We start from the raw sequence: 20,782 nt of genomic DNA on the forward strand, positions 1-20,782 counted from the left end.
CAATCATCGTCATACCCGCAGGGTTGCCACAGGGGCTGTTTCAGATTCCAGCGTTTGTCAGTGCTGTGCGGGTCAATCGTCTGCCCAGCGCCTTCTCCTCATCGCCGATATCGGTGTATAGCCGTTCGTACACTGCGTCGGTCATGGCGTCACCGGTGAAAACCGTAGCGTCTGGAACCGATAGCTGTCGGGCAAGATTTTGCAGCGCCTGGCGACGCAACGCTTTTTGCTCTTCAGGCAAATCCTTGCCATCCGCCCAGGCTTTTTGCGCTACACGCAACTCGTCCAGTTGCCTGGCTTTGCCTTCGTGGATACTTGCGTTGTTTTTGAATTGGCCTGGGTAAGTGTCGTGTAAGTACTCCGTCCAGAAAACCTGCTTGAGCATCTTGTTTACCAGGCCGTCGCCCTCTTCCAGCGCAATCACCCTGTCATACGCTTTATCGATGGCTTCCTGATCGACGCCGGCGAGCTCTGACCAACGTCTGTCCCGGGACTGCCATGGCAGCTCCAGGCGCTCGGCCAGTCCGGTTTCATAGGCTAAATGCACCTCCACTTCATCAGGTCGGCCTGCCCGGGTGGCAACAACTTCACGGGCGATGTCGTTGACTTGCTCAAGGCGCGCCGCGCCTTTTGCCAGCGTCACCAGTTTGCCTTCCAGTTCTGCCTGTGACGTCGAATACGAATAGGCTTCCGAGGCAAGTACCTTGATTCCCATGTTGTTGAACATCTGCGCGCCGGCATTGGCGCAGGTCGTCGGTGCCGTGGATTCGGCGAACAGTTCATTGCGCACTTTCGGATCGAGATAAGCGGCGTCGATCATGCGCCAGACGCGATCGGTAAGTTGCTTGCGAGCGTCACCAGCGTTTCGGTAGTCGGCGGATATCAGCAGTTTGTCGATGACCTGAAAGAACCCCTGTGAATCGGGTTCTGTCGCCAGGTCGTGCCATGCCTCGAGCCTGAACGCCCCGCGCCCGGACTCGCTGGTGCCCCAGAATGTCAGGTCAGACATTCGCCAGGACGACACATCCCGCGCAGCCGGTTCACTGTAGTAATGCTCGGGATCGATGCCGACCGATCTTCGATACTCGTGATAGGCCAGCCGATTGGCTTCAGACAGACTCTCGGCATCAAGGCGTGTACGAGCAACAAGCAGCGCCTGATCGGAACCTGCGGTCACCTGCGGGATTCGACTGATGGGGTTTGCCTGCATGTCCAGAAAGAAACCTCTGGGCCGACGCTTTTTGAAAATCCCCTCCGGCCAGCCATCAATGCCGGTTTTGTTCAGGCTCAGTACTTTCAAGCGTGGCATGCGCTCGACATTTACCGCACGACCCAAAGGGTTACCGTCGAGCCGCAAGCTTTCCAGACGCGTCAGGTTGCCCAGACGCTCGACGTCGGCGGCGGTCAGTTCAATCAGGTTATCGCTCAGACGCAGCGTCTCGAGCATATGCATATTGCCGATGCCTTCGGGAAGTTGCTTCAACTGACAATGTCTGGCGCTTAACTGACGCAGTTGCCGGAAGTCTTTCAGCAGGCCTTTGGAGTCGATGGCAAAGCGCGAGTTATCCACATTCAGTGCGGTGATCTGGTCGAGGTACTTGCTCATTTCCGGCAGTTTTTTCCACCACCGTACGAGATCGCTCGGAGCCAGATCGCTCGACAGGTCAAGCGTATATCCCTCATCCACATGGGCGCTGCGTTTGTCGAGGAACCTGGCTTTTCTTTTGAAACAGTCGATAAGTTGCTCAGCGATGTGTCGTCCGCCACCGCTGACGAAATTGCGTGGGTCTGATACCGGGTAATCCGGTTGTTCCCACTGCCACTTGTGGAGTAACACGCGCAGGTCGTCGAGCTCTGTTTCCAGGCGTTTCAGTGTGGCCATCGCGTCGTCCTGGGTACCCAGCGACTGGACAAACTGCCTGACCTCTCGCTCATTGAAATGAGGGTACAAATCCTCTACGCGTGAGGCGAGGTTCGCCTCATGCCGGGACTGCCTGGGCCCTCGCAGCAACAGTAAATCTTCTTTTGGGCACTCAGGCACACGCCCTCGATCATCAAGGGCGACCCGCCGTTCGGCCGGCGTTGCAGTCCGCGCGATGACCCATTGTTTGAACCGGGGGCCTTCATTGCGGCGCAACCCCAGCGCTTTCAATTGTTCGTCAGGCAACACCTGCAAAACACCTTGATACAGATCAGTCGGCTCATGCAACTTTGTGCCTTGGGCGTCTTGAACTTCATAACGGCCGTCGCTGCCCTTGACCAGAATTCGTACGGTGGCGGCGTCCTCCGGGCCCACCTGGCAAGTCAGCTCACCATCGAAACGACCGACGCGAAGCTCGATGCGCACATCTGCCAGTGAGTCGCTGTAAAGGCGCAGCGCATTGAGCGTCAAGCGTTCGGTATCGGCGTTCGTTAAAGATTTTCGGTAAAAACCTTCATGCGCCCGCGCGGTTCGCGTTTCCAGTTGCAGCTCCCGGGCGATGCGTTTGAGGCGCAAGGGGAGGCGATTCTCGGCGACCATGATCGCCCGTTCGGCGCGGGTGGCTTTGGCCAGAAGATTGTCGATGCCTTGCGCCGGGATGTCGGGAAACGCCGCGCGGATCAGGGGCGCCAGGCCTTTATTCTCGAATACTTCACGGCTGGCGTAATCTTCGTTGAACAATTTGCCGCGGCCGTTCTCAGTCACGGCAACGATGCGTTTGCGCAACGCGCGAACGCGCGCATCCAGCGATGCCGGAAGGGCATCTGCCGGGACATCGAGAATGATCGCCGTACCGTTTTCATCCAGCGTCTGCATCACGATCTTCAACAGTTCACCGTTGAACAATTGGCGATCCTGGAGTTGAACAACCAGCTTTTTACCTGCCGAAGCGTCTTTGCCTGTGTGCTCCCAGATGGTTTTGTGCGTAGCGTCAATAATCCGCATCGAGGCTTTTTCGGGCCACATGCCATGAGCCGTGAGTATCTGCAGCTGTGTCACGGGGTCCGCTTTTCCATAGACCAGCGGGTCGTCGCTGCTCAGGGAGTCGATGAACGAACGGATGTCCGAGTCAATATCAAGGCGCTCTATCGTGTCGGTCAGCAGAGTGGGAGGGCGCAGGTTCTCGACATACATGCCACGCAATTCTGCGGGGTCGGTGCCGCTGATCTTGCGCGCTGTTTCGAGCTGGGCATCGCTCAGATCCGCCACGGCAGGGCCAATGCGACGCAATAAAGTGGCGTCGTCCCAGGTCCGCGGTTGCTCGCCTTCGAGCACGTAGGCACCCGCGCCATTGAGCGTGACTTGCGGTTGATAGGCTTCAGTGCGTTCAGGGTGTTTCAAGCGAGTCGTGCCGGTTTTCGCATCGCGTGTGAGTTCATAGTGTTTGTCCTGCGCACGCAGAATCTCCTTGCCTTCGTACGCGTGCACGCCTGTTGCGTCGGGCTTGGCGTCCTTCGGCAGATCGATTGTTCGCTGTTCATAGGGGGCGTGGTCCGGGTGCCAGAGAGTGTCACGGCCATCGGGCAGCTTCACGGGCTTCATGCCCTCGACCAGTGGCGATAACTTGAACTTGAACGCGCCCGCAATCTCGGCCCCGGTTGCAAATAACGCCAGTTGAATGACATCCGTCACCACGCTGACTACGTGCTCGGCCGCCTCAAGGCCCAGGCCTTCAGCAAGATCGACAATGCCTTCGATCACGTCATAGGTCAGTTGATAAACCGTGTAAGCCATCATCAATTCGCCCAGGCCCGGCACGAATGGCGTCGCTATCAGCAAGGCCACGTTGAAAATGTCCGATACGATTTTCTTGAAATTTTCCCACCAGGCCCAGCGCGCCCTGGTATCAGTGTCGGCGGTAGACACGGCGATTACCTTGGCGTCGTTGAGAATCTTGTTGAGCTTTTGCTGATAGGCATGTGTCCAGTAGTCGCTGGGCAGTGGCAGGTGCTCGAACTTCAGGTGCGCATTGAGCTTGTCTTCTGTACGCCATGGCGGACGCGAGTCCGTCGGATCAACCTTTTCGTGCCAGACCACGTGGCTGAGACGTTGTTCGAGGTCGGCAAAGAAGTGCCCGCGCTGTTGATGATCGACAAACTGGCTGAAGAACTGGCGGTAACTGAGTTGCGATGCAGCGCCGGTTTTGTTTTCGCGCAGTTGCCGCGTCAGCTCAGTCATGAAGGCATCGGGTGATGTGTATTCCTTCAGCGGATGCTCCGGATCATGGGGGACATAGGCAATGAGCTGGCGAATGCCTTGGCTGTCTCTCACGGCAGGAACCAACAGCAGCACACCGGTCAGGCGTGTCTCCATCATGGAAAGATCACAGCACTGCATGCCTAGGCCATTGAGCAGCGGCAGAGGGGCGCCATTGGCCAGCGCGGTGATCAGCTTGTAGGCGTCGATCTGAATGTCGCCGGTGGTCAATGCCAACTCGGCGGCGGCGCTTAATGCATCCTTCAGACTTTGCGTCACTTTGTGCTGCATGACGGCGACGGCCACCGGTTCGCCGGGCAGCAGGTAGCTTTGCAGGTGCTGGTTGTACAGTTTGCCGATGTCCAGTTCCCTGCACAGCGTCTGGAACTGGCTGATGGTCATCTTTGCCTTGATCGGCAATATATCGAAGTGCCCGAGCTTGTCGGGTTGGCTGATGTATTGCGAATCGGCAAGTACCGTTTCGCTGGCAGCGAAGTTGTGCAGCGCGGCGTCCAGCAGCGATACGGTTCGAGTCGTGACACCGCCCAAGGTATCGATCGTGTACCAAGGTCCTGTCTTGGGGATGTACAAGTGCAGGAAGGTTGTCTTGACGTCATGGGTGACGGCGTATTTTTCCTTGAGCTTCGCCTGGAGCAAAGGCGCCGCGAATGTACGCACGTCCTGGAGTTTTTCGAACAGCTTGTCGACCTGATTCTGAGAGCCCCAGGCCTTCAGGTTGGCGTTTTTCAGTTGGGTGTGTTGGCCGACAGGCGCGGTGTTGTACCAGGGCTCGATCTTCAGTGCCGCGCTCGCCAGTGCCTTGCCCCGGCCGAGGCTCGCGGTTTTGAAGTTTTCGTGCAGGGTGGAGCTTATGAAATCGTAGTGCCGACCTTTGTTCTGGTCAGGCGTGGAAGCATCAGACATGGCAATCATCCTTGATTGTTTGAGGATGACCAGCCTATCTGTTGGAGGGCAAAACAAAAGTCTAAAAATTGCCGCCCCAGCGGCTGTTTTACCCGTTTATCCGCTGAGTATTTGAATCTGAAAAATAACTGACTACCACCTGCCAGGGCGCCAATCAGTGTTGCTCCAGGCGTGCAACGCTTGAACCTTCAACCGGGCGACATTGTGAGTCGCTGCCCGGTTGCAGATACGCCGTGAGAATTGGCGCCATGCCCTTGAGTACCTGCGTCGGCAAGGCCGAGGTGAATTTGAAGTTCTCCGCCGAGCGCCCCGGAACGAACGCGGTGAGGGTGCCGAAATGGTGATCGCCGATGTAGAACACGAAGGTCGCGGTGCGGTTGATCGACTTCGAACTGAGGATGCGTCCGCCCGAGCCGATGGCTTCGATGCGGTTGTCGCCGGTACCGGTCTTGCCACCCATGGCCAGTGGGGTGCCATCCGCGAGTTTGAAACTGCCGGAAACACGTTTTGCCGTACCGGCGTCCACCACTTGCGAAAGTGCTTCGCGCATCGCCGTGGCGACTTCCGATGGCATCACCCGTTTGCCAACGTGCGGGTCGTTGACCAGCCGGGTTTCATAGGGTGTGTCGGCGGCAAAATGCAGACTGTCGATCCGTAGTGTCGGCATGCGCACGCCGTCATTGAGGATGGTGCCGATCAGTTCGGCCAGCGCTGCCGGACGGTCGCCGGAGCTGCCGATGGCGGTGGCCAGCGACGGCACCAGATGGTCGAACGGGTAGCCGACTTGTTGCCAGCGCTGATGGATTTCAAGAAACGCCTCGATCTCGAGCATGGTGCGGATGCGACTGTCGCGTGCGCCCTTGTGCTTGCTCTTGAACAGCCAGCTGTAGACTTCCTGACGTTCGAAGCGACTGGCTTTGACGATCTGGCTGAAGGTCGCGTCCGGGTGATTCAGCAGATAGCCGATCAGCCACAGATCGAGCGGGTGGACCTTGGCGATGAAGCCTTGATCGGGCAAGTCGTAGCTGCCCGGGCCGTAGGAATCGTAGAGCCGGATGAGGCGGTCGTCGGTCAGTTTTTCGTTGAGCTTGGCGCCTTTGAGGTGCGAGCGCACGAAAGTGTTGAAGTCTTCCTGGCTGGCGTTCGGCAACAGATAACGGTGCACGGCGGCCATGCGGATCGGCGTCGGGCGCATGCTGTCGAGGAACGTTTCGAGACGCGCCTTCGTGTCCTTGTTCTTGTACTTTTTCCAGAACTTGAGCAGGAACGAAGTGCCTTCGCGATCGGCGAAACTCGCCAGGTATTCCTGGCGCCTTGGGTCACGATCATCCTTGAGCAACTCCGCGCTGCTGTTGGGACCGGAGTAGGTGGTGTAACGCACGATATCGCGCATCAGCCGAATGAACGGCAGGTTGATCGACTCGCGCAGGGAATCGCGCAGGGTCGGCAGGCGACCGTTGTCCTCTTTGCGAAAGTTGTTAAACGTGTGCAGCCCGCCGCCGGTGAAAAACGCTTCACCGGGGCTGGCCGAGTATTTGCGATCCAGCGCAGCGGCGAGCAGCTTCGACAGGTCGTGATCCTTGTTCTGGATCAGGTAATCGACAACCCAGCGGCTGAGGCGATCCTGCTCCGGCACCTCGACTTTTTTGAGTTCCGGCACGCCCATGGCGCCGTACTTGTCGTGCAGTTCGGCGATGATTTGCAGGTAGGTGGTGAGCACCCGCATCTTCGCTGTCGAGCCCAGTTCGAGTTTGCTGCCTTCATTGATGTCGAACGGCTGGTCGGTGCTGTCGGTCTGCACACGCACGCGCGAACCATCCGGGGTCAGTTCGAACAGCGTGAAGCTGTAGCGCACTTGAGTGGTGCTGGTCGGCGTCAGCAAGCGCTCGCCGAGCAAACCGACTTCGGCAGCGTAGGTCGGGTCGGCGAGTTTCTTCAGGTAGGCGGTGGCCTGGGTTTGCAGCTCGCCTTGCAGGGTGCTGGTGGCCGAGAGATCGAGCCGGTCGAGGTCGTACAGCGGCCGGTTGAGCATGCTCGCCAGACGACTGCGGGCAGCGCTGATACCTTTGTTGGTCTCGATTGGCTGGATCGTCGGCTGGGTCTGCCAGTCGCGATAGCTGACGGTGCTGGCCAGTGCGGCATCGGCCAACGCGCTGTCGATCACGCCGCTCTGCTTGAGCAGGCGCAAATGGCTGTCGGTGAGGTTGGCGAGTTCTTCGCGGCCCCTGGTCAGGTAATACGAAGGGCGGCGCTGGGCAATCATCAACGAGAGCATTTCGCGCAGGGCCAGGCCTTTGTCGGCCATGGTTTTCGGGTCGGTCTGCGGACTGTTGAGCTGCTCGTTGGCCTTGACGAAATCAGTGCCGTACCAGACCCGTAAACCCTCGGCCATGCCGTGCACTTCACCGTGGCCCGGTACGGCAGACAACGGCACGCTGTTGAGGTAATCGCGAATGATGTTTTGCCGTGCCCCCAAGGTTTGCGGACCGTCCTGATAAGCACGCACGCTGGCGGAAATCATCTGGCGGATCTTCTCGGCGCCGGAAGCCGTCAGGCCTTCAGGGGAGTGCCGATATTTTTCCAGTTGCGTCGCCAGCGTACTGCCGCCAGCCGATTGCCCGGGCAGATGCAGCACCTTCGCCACTTGCGACCAGGCGGCCATGCCGAACCGTGGCCAATCCACCGCCGGGTTGGCCAGCGGTTGTTTGGGGTCGAGCAGAAAGCGGTTTTCAATAAACAGCAGGCTGCTGACCACCACCGGCGGAATCGCCGCGAAGTTCGAATACAGTTGCTGCGGATAGTTGTACTTGTACAGCGGCGCGGCGCGGCAATCGGTGATCGACAACCCGGCCTGGATCTTCTCGGAATAAGGCACAAACAGGCCTTTGTCGGTGTAGCTGAGCAGGGCGGGGGAGAAGCGTGTCTGCTCGGTGACGACGTAATTGCGTTTGATCAGGCGCGGCAGGAATTCATCGAGCGAGCTGTAACCCAGACGCAAATCGAAGGGCCCGTTGCCCGGATAACGGATGGCCTCACTGGGACCAGGTTCCAGTTTGTAGGTCAGCGAGGCGGCGTATTGGCTGAGTTCACGGGATTGAAAGCGCGAGGTGCGCATTTCTTTGGACGCACCAAGCCCTACCACCACCGCGATAATCAGCAGCAATAGCCAGAAAGCCTTCCACCCATGCCGGCTGCGGCGGGGTTTTTCAGGGACAGGCGCTTGATCATCCACACGTTCAGTCGGAACCACGGCTTTACTCGAATCGGTTTGCCACAAAGCGCCCATAGTCGATTGATCCATTCACGCAGATTGATCGGACTTGTCTGAAGCTTAGACGGTGGTTGGCGCTGGTGAGGAAATTGTGTGGGGCTGGGGGCTGAACAAATCTGGAATCAAGGCACCCTGTAGTGCGGGGATGTCTGTGGTTTGGAGATCTCTGGGATGATGGAATTTACTGTGGCGAGGGGATTTATCCCCGATGGGCTGCGAAGCAGCCCCAGATTTATTCAGACATACCGCATTCTCAGGCTTTGAGCCTGCTGCGCAGACTATCGGGGACAAATCCCCTCACCACAGATAATCCAGGTGAATTCGGTTTTACAGCCAGCAGGCATCCCAGAGCGGGTAGTCGCCGATTTTATCTACCAAACCTGCACGTAGTGGGTTGGCAATGATGTACCGAGCGAACGGCTTCACGTCTTCGCCATCACGGATAGCGCGATCGTGGTAGCCGGTTTGCCACAATGGGCCGCGGCTCCCGGTTTTTCTGTTTACTGTTTGAGTGCAACGCGCCTTGATACCACCGATGACTTGGCCGAGATTGCCGCTCTTCAATTGCATTAACCAGTGAAAATGGTCAGGCATAACAACCCAGGCGATTGACTCAACATCCCCTTGTTCGTGTGCGCGGCGAAGTTCTGCGACCAAGAGGCGCCCGGTCTGAAAATCTGAAAATACAGGCTGGCGATTGTGAACCACGGCGGTGATGAAGTAGGCGCGGCCTATTTCTGATCTTCGGCCGAAGCGCAGGTGGTGGGAGTTGGGTTGTACTGGCACGTTTGCTTCCTTGCACTCATTAATCATGATTCAAGGCTAGTGCCTGGTTACTCAAGCTGGATCTGCAAAGGCTGAACGAAATTTCTGATACTTATGAAGTCTCTGTGGTGAACAGATTTATCTGTAGCAAGGGGATTTATCTGGCAAAGGAATTTATCTGTGGTGAGGGGATTTATCTGTGGCGAGGGGATTTATCCCCGTTCGGCTGCGCAGCAGTCGCAGACCAGCAAGACGCGGAGTGTCAGGAGAAACCGGTTGTCAGGTTTTGGGGCCGCTTCGCAGCCCAACGGGGATAAATCCCCTCGCCACAAATCCCTTCAGCACAGATAATTCTTCTCAGCACAGATAAATCTCCTCAGCACAGGTTAAACCCTGCCTCAAGTAGTCCGGTGTCTTGCAAGTTGCCGGGGTAGAGCCTTCCAGCAATAAACGCTGCCAAAGCAGGGGCATGACGATGCACCAATGCTGTGCAATACTCGGCGCCTTTTTCGATAGCGAATATTCCTACTTAAGCAGTTGATGCCTCTCCGAATACCGGGCTTTTACCGAGAGTTCTCGCTAAATGTTGTGGTTTATAGAGTGAAATAACCTGTCGGAAGCTTTTTATACTGCACGCCCCACTGATCTTGCAGGTTTTTTCCTACAAGACGCGTTTGCCCATGAAGCAGGTGCGGTTTCAGGTGAGCCAAGGTCTATCGGCCGACGCTTCGACACTCGGTGGTCATATCCAATAACAAGACGAGGTTGTACCCCTATGCCAGTTGGCAATCACCTGCCTCACGGCGAAACCGCTCAGGGCGGTCCGCTCAAACGTGAACTCGGCGAACGGCATATTCGCCTGATGGCGCTCGGTGCCTGTATCGGCGTCGGTCTGTTTCTGGGTTCGGCCAAAGCCATTGAAATGGCCGGCCCGGCGATCATGATTTCCTACATTCTGGGCGGTCTGGCGATCCTGGTGATCATGCGCGCCCTCGGCGAGATGGCCGTGCACAACCCGGTAGCCGGGTCGTTCAGTCGCTATGCGCAAGATTATCTCGGCCCGTTGGCAGGTTTTCTCACTGGCTGGAACTACTGGTTTCTGTGGCTGGTGACCTGCGTCGCGGAAATCACCGCCGTCGCCGTCTACATGGGCATCTGGTTCCCCGATGTCCCGCGCTGGATCTGGGCCCTCGCGGCGTTGATCAGCATGGGCTCGATCAACCTGATCGCGGTGAAGGCCTTCGGTGAGTTCGAGTTCTGGTTCGCCCTGATCAAGATCGTCACCATCATTGCCATGGTGATCGGCGGCATCGGCATCATCGCTTTCGGTTTCGGCAATGACGGCGTGGCACTGGGGATTTCCAACCTGTGGGCCCACGGCGGCTTCATGCCCAACGGCGTGACCGGTGTGCTGATGTCCCTGCAAATGGTCATGTTCGCCTACCTCGGGGTCGAGATGATCGGCCTGACCGCCGGTGAAGCGAAGAACCCGCAGAAGACCATCCCCAACGCCATCGGCTCGGTGTTCTGGCGGATTCTGCTGTTCTACGTCGGCGCCTTGTTCGTGATTCTGTCGATCTATCCGTGGAACGAGATCGGCACTCAGGGCAGTCCGTTCGTGATGACCTTCGAGCGTCTTGGCATCAAGACTGCCGCCGGCATCATCAACTTCGTGGTGATCACCGCCGCACTGTCGTCCTGCAACGGCGGCATTTTCAGCACCGGGCGCATGCTCTATAGCCTGGCGCAGAATGGCCAGGCGCCGGCCGGTTTCGCCAAGACCTCGAGCAATGGCGTGCCGCGTCGTGCACTGTTGCTGTCGATCGCTGCGCTGCTGCTGGGCGTACTGCTCAACTATCTGGTGCCGGAAAAAGTCTTCGTCTGGGTAACCTCGATTGCGACATTCGGCGCGATCTGGACCTGGGTGATGATCCTGCTGGCGCAATTGAAGTTCCGCAAAGGTTTGAGCGCCAGCGAACGTGCCGCACTCAAATACAAAATGTGGCTATACCCGATCAGTTCGTACTTTGCGCTGGCGTTCCTGGTGCTGGTGGTCGGCCTGATGGCGTACTTCCCGGACACCCGCGTCGCCTTGTACGTGGGCCCGGCGTTCCTGGTGTTGCTGACTGTGTTGTTCTACGTGTTCAAGTTGCAACCGACCGGTGACTCACAAGGAGCAGTTCGCGCTGCCTCATAACTGACGAGCGTGCGGTAAAACAAAAAGTCGCAACGTGCGGCAGTGCCTGTAGTGGTGAATATATTTCTCCTGCAGGAACTGTTGCAGGGTGCGACTTTTTGTATTTATGCGGTAATGAATTTGATCGGTGGGCGGTATAAGTAATCCTTCTATATGCGGTTTTAATCCCTCGGTGATTGGCTCTGGGTATGAAGTATTCATGTGTTAGAAGGTTGTTCTTAAGTTGGTCGGATAAGTAATTTGCAATAGATGCCGGCTTCTTGTTTTGTGTGTTTCGTTATTTACTTTTGGTCCTCTTTAATTGATCAAGGGATGATCGAATGTCTGAATCTAACGGTTCCGCAAGTAATACTGCTGCGGCAGAAAATAACGAGTCCAATGCAGTTCCGGTCTATTTTAAAGTTGATAAAGTCGTGCCGCACCGGTTCGGCGATTTTGGCGGGGCACTGTCTTGGCCGATGCCTTTGTCTGTCTCTCAAAAGGGTAATGTGCTGCTCGCCGCCAGCCACTATTTGAATCGTATCGAGAACCCGGAAAATGCATACATTGGTGTGCTTGATTATCTGAACGGTGAGGTGCGACTTTCTGATGACGCACTTCGCGATGCACCCTCGGCGCTGGAAAAACTGATTACCGGCGCTCGTGGCCAAGCGTTGGGACTGGCGGTGCAGAATCGCCTGAACGGGATTGCCACGGATGTCAGTATCAATGAATACGCCATGGCCGGCATCCAGTTGGTCCTGTATCAGGGATCGCTTGAAGATCCTCAGCGCAACACGGTCGCCGGGTTCGACCTGGCAGGTCAGAAACATTGGGGCAAACCCGCATCGGCGATATTCAATAATCTGGTTGAGTATCTGGTCAAGGCACACTTGAGCAGCCGGAGAATGGCCCAATTGACCGCAAACCTGTTGCTGGTGTGGAAGGCGCCCGCGCTGCTGATCAGCGACCTTCCCGACCATTTGAAATACGGTAGCGCGGCATGGTTTAACCTGGCTGTTGCCGCGCAGACGATCGAAGCTCAAACACCGGGTAAAGTCGCGTATATGACCTTCGCCCAAGTCATGGCCAGCGCTGAAAGCGCTGCTCAGGCAGACCCGGACGTTACTCTCCGGGCGCAGACAGCAGCGTTGGTGGACTGGGGTGTCGTCAATGGTTTGCTGGGAAAAAGATCCGATGATCTTTACACCCACTCACAACTGGAGGACGTGAAGACACATTTCAATGATCAATTGGCCGACCGGCTTAATGCGTCGAGCCAGTTGAACAGCGAGTTCCCAAGCCGCAAAGAAATCGCGTTGGCCAGGCTTAAAGAACGGTTTACAGGTGACGTACCTTTTGAAGAGCGCCTTCTGGAACAAGAAACTGCAGAGGGCGGCGATGGCGTATTCCTCTCTGCGGACGGGTGGAATGGCAAGTATTCCTTATTGGATATCGCCATGACGGGAAGCACCCGTCCCCGTCGATGGAAAACTCGCGATGCCCGCCTGGTCCTGCATCTGAATACCATCAACGAACTGCACAACCTTGACGTGCCGCAAACCTTCCAGACTCGGTTTGACAATACGCTCGGCAAGCTGAAGGACGGTGTCCGTCTGACCATAAGCCATCTGATATCCGAGTTGCCACTTGAGGACAGAAAGAATCTGGAATATGGCAACGTGACTTTTTTTCAACATAAAACTTACAAGTCAAACGGCCATTGGGGAAAAGATCTCCAGTCCACGGACGCGAAACTGACCATTAAGACTGAGTTGGGCCGTGATACAACGGTCTATAACATTCATTTGAATCGTGGAGTCATTGAAAGAGTTGAGTTTTCCCAAGCCGTTCCAAGAGAGTCTTACAATACCGGCAGCCCGAGTATTCAGTACGCCACTGAGTCCTTCCATGCCTTCGACAAGTCGGTGGCGGCAAAGCTCTTGCCAACTACAGCGATTCTCTCGACAACTCCGGCCAGTTACGCCAGTGTAAGAACCCAGACAATTGCCGATGTTTTTGTTAAACATCTTGATCTGGATAATGAGAAAATTCTTAAAGACGCCAAAGGCCAGACTACAAAAGAACGGGAAGACGCTGCCGCGCAGAGGGTCATTGATTTTGTACTCGACCTGGTCCCGTTCAAGTCAGCTATTTCCAACTTTATCAAAGGCAATTATGCCGAAGGTGCAGTGGATCTGTTCATGGACGTATTGGGGTTCGTCACCGCCGGCGCAGGTGCTGTAGCGAAGGTGGCGAAGATCGGTGCCAAGACGGCTTCGGCAATTGGCAAAACCCTTAAGGCCGCAAAAATCATCGGCGCGGTGGTCATTGGCGAACTGAACCCGTTGAGCGGGTTGACGGGGCTGGTAACGGGAGGGACCCGATTGCTGGGCAAGGGTGTCAATTTCGTGGGCAACCAAAGCCTGCATTACCTCAACAAGTTGCGCGGGGCTTCTGGCAGCTATGATCTGTTGCGGGTTGCAGGCAAGCAACACGGACCGACACTGATTGGCGTCTGGAAGCTAGGCGAGGAGAGTGTCGATGGTGTGGGGGTGTTAAAAAATGGCCAGTTTTATCAGCTCAATCCTGTGAACAATCGGTTGTATGGCCCCCCAGGCGATTTTCGACCCAAGCCTGGCCGCCTCGGTCTTGGGGGATTGGACAACAAGGACTTGGGGCGCTTCACCGTCAAACCATCGGAAATCGCCGGTCTTGAAGCCAATGCCCAAGGCATTTTTCGAAGTGCCGACGGGGAGCGCTTTTATATTCGCAACTTCGATGAAACCGGCGCAGAGGCCGTGTACCAGATCAGGAACGATTTCACCCGGAGCAGCGATTTCACGGACGTCATCCTTGTCGATCCCGCGACCAATCGCACGCACGGCGCGAGGCTCTGGCAAGTGGCGCCGGATCAATGGCAACCGCTGGCAATACGCGGCGGAAACCTCACCGACGAGATCAAATGGATCCCTTCGCCTATTGCGCGCCAGCGTCTGCAAAACGGCTTGTCGGAGCCAATCATTGAAGCCATAACGACCAGTGAAGTCGCACATCTGTCCCGCAATTGGGGCGACTATCATATAGTTTCGTTTACAGCCAGTCCGACCAATATCCACCACGCATTATCGGGCACGGAGTTCGCTCAACTGTCGATTAGCTGCGACCTTTTCAATTCAAAGTTCTGGTCAAACCCACTCGAAAAGAACTCGCTATTGACCAACAAGGAAGGTGGCGCAACGATGATTTTCAGTATGCAGCGAATGAAGACTACCGGCGCTGTGAAAACGGAGTTCAATGCCTTGAGGGCGTTGGAACTGCAGGCCGGCGAAGTGCCGGGTAAAATCGATTCGGTACACGGTTTTTGGGTAGCACAGGGCGGCTATGTGGATATCCCGGTTCATCCGGGATGGGCGGACGCCGACCATGTTTTCACACCGGGTTTCGGTGGCTGTTCATTTGTGGTGGATCAGATGGGAGACAGTACGCTGCGCGTGCGGCATGTCGAAGGTAGCAAGGAAGCGGCTCAATACAACAACCTTTCCCCTCATGAGCACGGGATGGGGCAAAGTGCTGCCATGGAGTTCACGGATTATGGAGTAGGTTTTGATCTGAACGGCAATGCCGACACGATGCTGACCGGATTTTCCTACTTGAAATATGACCGGGCGGCGAAGCAGTGGAAAATACACTACCAGTCCCAATACGGCGCGCCGGTCATCAACAGTTATTCCAAAAATGATGCTGGCTGGTTTGAGCCTTCCACCCGGATGGCTCTGGTTTATCCCCAAACACATATCGTGAAGACCGGTACCAAACCGGTGGAAACGGTCGCCAATGTCGCGAAGCGCGGCGAGGTTTACGCGGCCATCCCGGCATAGCGGGGGAGACCCTGTTGGTGACCAAGGCTTCATCGTCATGAAAGAACCCGGCCTGCAACCGACCGGTGACTCACAAGTTGCGATTCGCTCGGCTTCATAGCTGACGAGCGTGCGGTAAAACAAAAAGTCGCAACGTGCGGCAGTGATTGTAGTGGTGATGTTTCCCCTGCAGGAACTGTTGCAGGGTGCGACTTTTTGTATTGTGCAGTAATGAGTTCGGTCGGCAAACGGTGGGAGTAATCCATGAGTATTCGGTTTTAATCCCTGTGTTGTTAACTTCAGTTGTCAAGGGTGTGTAAGTAAGTGCTTTATGCGTGAAGTGTTTGGCTAAGTGATTTGCAATAAAAGCCGACTTTTTGTTTTGCTCGTTTTGCTATCTACTTTTGGTCATCTGTAATTGATCAAAGGAAGATCGAATGTCTGAATTAAAAGGTTCTGAAAGTAAAGTTGCTGCGGCGAATAGTAATGAGGCTGGTGTTGTTACAGGCAATGTTGAAGTTGATAAAAACCTGCCGCACCGGTTCGGCGATTTTGGCGGGGCATTGTCCTGGCCGATGCCCCTGTCTGTCTTGCAAAAGAATAACTTACGGCTCGCCGCCAGCCACTATTTGAACGGTCTTGATGATTTTGGAACTGCGGGCTTTGGTGTGCTGGACTATCTGAACAGCGATTTGCAGCTTTCTGATAAAGCGCTTGGCGATACACCCTCGGCGCTGGAAAAACTTATTACCGGCGCTCGTGGTCAAGCGTTGGGGCTGGCGGTGCAGAATCGCCTGAACGGGATTGCCACGGACGTCAGTGTCAACGAATACGCCATGGCCGGCATCCAGTTGGTCCTGCATCAGGGGGGGCTTGAGGATCCTCAGCGCAATACGGTCGCCGGGTTCGACATCGCCGATCAGAAACATTGGGGCAAACCTGTATCGGCGATATTCAATAATCTGGTTGAGTATCTGGTCAAGGCACACTTGAGCAGCCGGAGAATGGCCCGATTGACCGCAAACCTGTTGCTGGTGTGGAAGGCGCCCGCGCTGCTGATCAGCGACCTTCCCGACCATTTGAAATACGGTAGCGCGGCATGGCTTAACCTGGCTGTTGCCGCGCAAACGATCGAAGCTCAAACACCGGGTAAAGTCGCGTGTATGACCTTCGCCCAGGTCATGAACAGCGCTGAAAGCGCTGCTCAGGCTGATCCGGACGTTACTCTCCAGGCTCAGGCAGCAGCGTTAGTGGACTGGGGGATCGTCAATGGTTCGCTGGAAAAAAGATCCGATGATCTTTACAGCACCACACAACTGGAGGACGTGAAGACACATTTCAATGATCAATTGGCCGACCGGCTCAACGCGTCGATCCTGTTGAGAAGCCAATTCCCCAGTCGCAAGGAAATCGCGCTGACCAAGCTTAAAGAGAGGTTTAAAGGCTACGTACCTTTTGAAGAAAAACTTCTGGATAAAGAACCTATGTCGGGTCGAACCACCGTACCTTCGGGTGGGGGAAAGGGCACGTATTCCTTGTTGGATATCGCCATGACGGAAAGTTCTCGTTACACCCTATGGAGAACGAGCGACAGTCGTCTGCGCCCCCATAGGACGACCATCAACAAACTGCATGACCTTCGCGTGCCGGAAATTTTCCAGGCTGAGTTTGACAGTACTCTCAGCAAACTGAAGGAGGGTGTCCGTCTGACCATAAGACATCTGATATCCGAGTTGCCACTTGAGGACAGAAGGAATCTGGAGTATGGCATCGTCACTTTCTTTCAATCTAAGAATTACAAGTCAGATGGCCATTGGCGCACAAGTCTCCAGTCCACGGACCCGGAACTGATCGTGAAGACCGAACTGGGTGCCGATACACAGTTCTATACAATTGATCTGCACGGCGGAGCCATTAAAAGAAAAGAGTTTACCCGCGAACTTCCTGCAGCAAAGTGGAGCTATCCAGACAGCCCAAGCTTCGTGTACGCCATTGAGTCTTTCGAGTTTTCCGACGGGTTGGTAGGGGTAAAACGCTGGGTAAAGACTGCAACACTCTCGTTGACGCCCACCAGTTACAGCAGCGTAAGAACCCGAATGATTGCCGATGCTTTTGTTCAACATCTTGATCTGGATAACGAAGCGGTTCTCAAAGAAGCCAAAGGCGTGACGACGCTAGAACAGGAACACGCGGTCGCGATGAAGGTGGTTGATTTTGTGCTCAATCTGATCCCGTTCAAGTCAGCTATTACCAACTTTATAAACGGCAAATATGTCGAAGGTGCAATAGATCTGTTCCTGGATGTATTAGGTTTCGTCACCGCTGGCGCAAGTGCTGCCGCGAAGCTGGCGAAGATCGGTGCCAAGACGGCTTCGGCAATTGGCAAGGCGCTCAAGGCTGCAAAAATCATAGGCGCAGTGATCATCGGTGAGCTTAATCCACTGTCTGGAGTGCTGGCAGGAGTGCAGCAGGTGGGTAAGGGGGTCAAGTTCGTTGGGAAGATGGCCGTGCACCAATTGAACAAGATTCGGGGGGCATCGGGTGGGTATGACCTCTTGGTCGCAGCGGGTAAAGAGTTTGGCCCGACGGTGCTGGGGACCTTCAAAGTGGGTGAAAAAAGCATCGATGGCGTGGGGGTTTTGAAAAACGGAAATTGGTATCACTACAATGCCTATATCAATAAGCCATATGGTTTGCCTCATGAGTTTCAGCCAAAGCTTTTCGGCCAGGGACGAATCTTTGGACCCAGCGTCGACAGTGCCCTTTACCACGAGCGTTTTTATAATAATTTGATTAGTGCGCGAAAACCGCAAAATCTTTCCTCCTATCAAAGAGGATTCAATAATGGGCTTTTAGAAGGAATCAGCGATTATAGCCCAAGTCTGGATCTCGATGAGTTATACGAGTTGGCTTCAAATCCCAAGTTGCTTCCGGAACAGATTGGTGCACTAACGAAGGAAATCAAGCGCAAGACTCTGGATAGTTCCTATTATGCTACCAATCTGCTTCTTCAAGACGTGCCGACAAAGTTTACAAAGGTTACCCCGATGTCGCAGGCATATTATATAGCTTATGTTGACTTGGCCTCCAAAGGTGAATGTGCAGGACTCTCCAGCGCCATGGCAGTTGCCATGGCGCAAGGGAAAGAGGATGTTCTCTTGCAAAATCTTTACAAGGCCGCTCACAAACCAGATATTCCTCAAGCCAATAAATTCATCCATGATCTGCGGAACTTTCAGGACAAGGTCAATAAAAAGTCTAATTTTCATTTGAATGCGACCCTGGAAGTGATGACTGTTAATGAAATTGTCAACACACTGCTTTCTTCTCCCCATTCAAAAACGCTGATGCTTAGCACCAAAGATCACGGAATGGTTGCAGGGATTAGAGTGACCGATGGCAATCCCCAATGGTTTTTTTATGATCCAAATTCGGGGCTGGCGAAGCTGGAGTCTATAGCGGCCATGCAGGAAACTTTTGTTAAAGTGCTGGAAAACGGTGCGCTCGCCTCTTCGCACAATACATTTCGAAGTACGCGAGGAGGTCGCGTTTACGAAGTCAGCGAGTTCAATATCAACAATATTGATGCGAGTTACATTGAACACGTGAAAGAACTGTCTTCTATCGAGTTGCCCGATTTGCCGGATGAGCTGCTCTCGATTCAAGTAATGATTTGAAGACAGGATCCAACTGATCGACGATTGCGGATTCATCGTCATGGCGATGATCATCGACGGCTTCCGTCGCCAGTCGTCGGAAGTGGATTTTCACGAAGCCACCTGAACCGCGCAGAGGTATAAACACGTCCACGCACTTTTGTAGGAGTTGCCGAAGTAACTCCTACACAAGCCTACCAGTCCCAATACGGCGCGCCGGTCATTCACAGTTTTTCCAAAAATGCGCCCGTGATTCAGACTGGCACAATCAACCTTCAGGCCGCCGCCACTTCCTGTGGCTCAAAACTGTCCGCCCGTGCCATCTGCCACATCCGCGAATAGAACTCGCCATTCACTTCTCCGGTCAGCAACTCCCCCGGTTTCAGGAATACATGCAACTGCGAGAACAGCTTGATCTCGGTCGCCGACATACGTCGTACCAAGTGCTTGGCCGACAGTTGCGAGGGGTGATCGAGGCCGGCGGCGGCGAGCATTTCCGCCAGCGCCTTGAGCGTGTTGCGATGGAAGTTGTAGACCCGCTGCGCCTTGTCCGGCACGACCAGCGCGCGTTGGCGCAGAGTGTCCTGAGTCGCAACGCCAGTCGGGCATTTGTTGGTGTGGCAGCTCTGCGACTGGATGCAGCCAATGGCGAACATGAAACCGCGTGCGGAGTTGGCCCAGTCGGCGCCGATGGCCAGCACGCTGGCGATGTCGAAGGCGCTGACGATTTTGCCACTGGCGCCGAGTTTGATCTTGTCGCGTAGATTCAAACCGACCAGCGTGTTGTGGACGAACAGCAGCCCTTCGCGCATCGGCACGCCAATGTGGTCAGTGAACTCCACGGGTGCTGCGCCGGTGCCGCCTTCCTTGCCGTCGACAACGATAAAGTCGGGAAGGATGCCGGTTTCCAGCATGGCTTTGGCGATGCCCATGAACTCCCACGGATGGCCTAGGCAGAATTTGAAACCCACCGGTTTGCCGCCGGACAGTTCACGCAGTTGCTGGATGAACTGCATCATTTCGATCGGCGTCGAAAACGCGCTGTGGCGTGACGGCGACACGCAGTCTTCGCCCATCATGATGCCGCGGGTTTCAGCGATTTCTTTGGTGACTTTGTGCTTGGGCAGGATCCCGCCGTGGCCCGGTTTGGCGCCCTGGCTCATCTTGATTTCGATCATGCGTACTTGTGGGTTCTGCGCCTGGGTGGCGAAGCGTTCCGGGTCGAATCGGCCGTCGCTGGTGCGGCAGCCGAAATAGCCGCTGCCCAGCTCCCAGGTCAGGTCGCCGCCGTGTTCACGGTGATAAGGGCTGATGCTGCCTTCGCCGGTGTCGTGGGCAAAGTTGCCAAGCTTCGCCCCTTGGTTCAGTGCGCGGATGGCGTTGGCGCTGAGCGAACCGAAGCTCATCGCCGAGATATTGAACACCGACGCCGAATACGGCTGCGTGCACTGCGGACCACCAACGGTGACACGAAAACTGCTCGGGTCGCTCAATGGCGCCGGACGCATCGAATGGCCGATGAATTCAAAACCGGATTGGTAGACATCGATCAGCGTGCCGAACGGTTTGTCGGCGCTTTCATTTTTTGCCCGCGAGTAGACCAGCGAACGCTGAGCGCGCGAGAAGGGCAGGGCGTCGCTGTCGGACTCCAGCAAATACTGGCGAATCTCCGGGCGGATGCCTTCGACCAGATAACGGATGTTGCCCAGAATCGGGTAGTTGCGGCGCACCGCGTGCGGGCTTTGCAGCAGGTCGAACAGACCGAGCAGGCTTAGCACGCCAGTGACGGCGGTGATCGGCCACAGCCAGTCATGTTCGAGAAAAGGCAGGCTGGCGAGGGTGAACATCACGCAGACGGCAAAGAAGGCGTAGCGGCTCAGGAGGGACAGGCTCATACGGTTTCCTTGGTTCGGACTTTGTAGGGCAGGCAGGGATTCTGCGCCAACGTAGAAA

General features: G+C 55.5%; 7 protein-coding genes. 3 read left to right on the forward strand and 4 right to left on the reverse strand.

Going from position 1 to position 20,782, the window contains the following annotated elements; genetic code table 11:
- Positions 1–40 precede the first annotated feature (40 nt).
- The 3 genes from ICA15_RS25945 to ICA15_RS25955 form a co-directional block, all read right to left on the reverse strand.
- The gene (locus tag ICA15_RS25945) at positions 41–5,101 is read right to left on the reverse strand and encodes an NEL-type E3 ubiquitin ligase domain-containing protein (RefSeq protein WP_210555006.1); all 5,061 of its coding nucleotides are present in this window, start codon (positions 5,099–5,101) and stop codon (positions 41–43) included.
- A 154-nt stretch (positions 5,102–5,255) separates the two neighbouring features.
- Positions 5,256–8,387 carry a transglycosylase domain-containing protein gene (locus ICA15_RS25950; RefSeq protein WP_210555007.1) on the reverse strand — a complete coding sequence of 1,044 codons (3,132 nt, stop codon included), beginning with the start codon at positions 8,385–8,387 and terminating at the stop codon, positions 5,256–5,258.
- A 312-nt stretch (positions 8,388–8,699) separates the two neighbouring features.
- On the reverse strand, positions 8,700–9,158 hold the full coding sequence (locus ICA15_RS25955) for an REP-associated tyrosine transposase (RefSeq protein WP_210555008.1): 459 nt from the start codon (positions 9,156–9,158) through the stop codon (positions 8,700–8,702).
- A 754-nt stretch (positions 9,159–9,912) separates the two neighbouring features.
- Here ICA15_RS25955 and ICA15_RS25960 point away from each other — a divergent pair.
- The 3 genes from ICA15_RS25960 to ICA15_RS25970 all read left to right on the forward strand — a co-directional run bounded on the left by ICA15_RS25960 (position 9,913) and on the right by ICA15_RS25970 (position 18,850).
- Positions 9,913–11,334: an amino acid permease gene (locus ICA15_RS25960; protein ID WP_150601760.1), complete on the forward strand. Its 1,422-nt coding sequence runs from the start codon at positions 9,913–9,915 to the stop codon at positions 11,332–11,334.
- Between the two features lie 320 nt (positions 11,335–11,654).
- Positions 11,655–15,194, forward strand: a complete 3,540-nt coding sequence (locus ICA15_RS25965; RefSeq protein ID WP_210555009.1) for a hypothetical protein — start codon at positions 11,655–11,657, stop codon at positions 15,192–15,194.
- Positions 15,195–15,610: 416 nt separating this feature from the next.
- Positions 15,611–18,850: a hypothetical protein gene (locus tag ICA15_RS25970; protein WP_210555010.1), complete on the forward strand. Its 3,240-nt coding sequence runs from the start codon at positions 15,611–15,613 to the stop codon at positions 18,848–18,850.
- A 254-nt stretch (positions 18,851–19,104) separates the two neighbouring features.
- Here ICA15_RS25970 and ICA15_RS25975 read toward each other — a convergent pair whose 3' ends face one another.
- A complete protein-coding gene (locus ICA15_RS25975) occupies positions 19,105–20,724 on the reverse strand; it encodes an FMN-binding glutamate synthase family protein (protein ID WP_150601756.1) in 1,620 nt (539 codons plus the stop codon).
- Positions 20,725–20,782 lie beyond the last annotated feature (58 nt).

The sequence above is a fragment of the Pseudomonas sp. P116 genome (assembly GCF_020149425.1).
In the GTDB taxonomy this organism is placed as follows: domain Bacteria; phylum Pseudomonadota; class Gammaproteobacteria; order Pseudomonadales; family Pseudomonadaceae; genus Aquipseudomonas; species Aquipseudomonas anatoliensis.

Coding starts and splice junctions, on each gene's coding strand:
- ICA15_RS25945 (WP_210555006.1), bottom strand. CDS start 5,101: ATGTCTGATGCTTCCACGCCTGACCAGAACAAAGGTCGGCACTACGAT.
- ICA15_RS25950 (WP_210555007.1), bottom strand. CDS start 8,387: ATGGGCGCTTTGTGGCAAACCGATTCGAGTAAAGCCGTGGTTCCGACT.
- ICA15_RS25960 (WP_150601760.1), top strand. CDS start 9,913: ATGCCAGTTGGCAATCACCTGCCTCACGGCGAAACCGCTCAGGGCGGT.
- ICA15_RS25965 (WP_210555009.1), top strand. CDS start 11,655: ATGTCTGAATCTAACGGTTCCGCAAGTAATACTGCTGCGGCAGAAAAT.
- ICA15_RS25970 (WP_210555010.1), top strand. CDS start 15,611: ATGTCTGAATTAAAAGGTTCTGAAAGTAAAGTTGCTGCGGCGAATAGT.
- ICA15_RS25975 (WP_150601756.1), bottom strand. CDS start 20,724: ATGAGCCTGTCCCTCCTGAGCCGCTACGCCTTCTTTGCCGTCTGCGTG.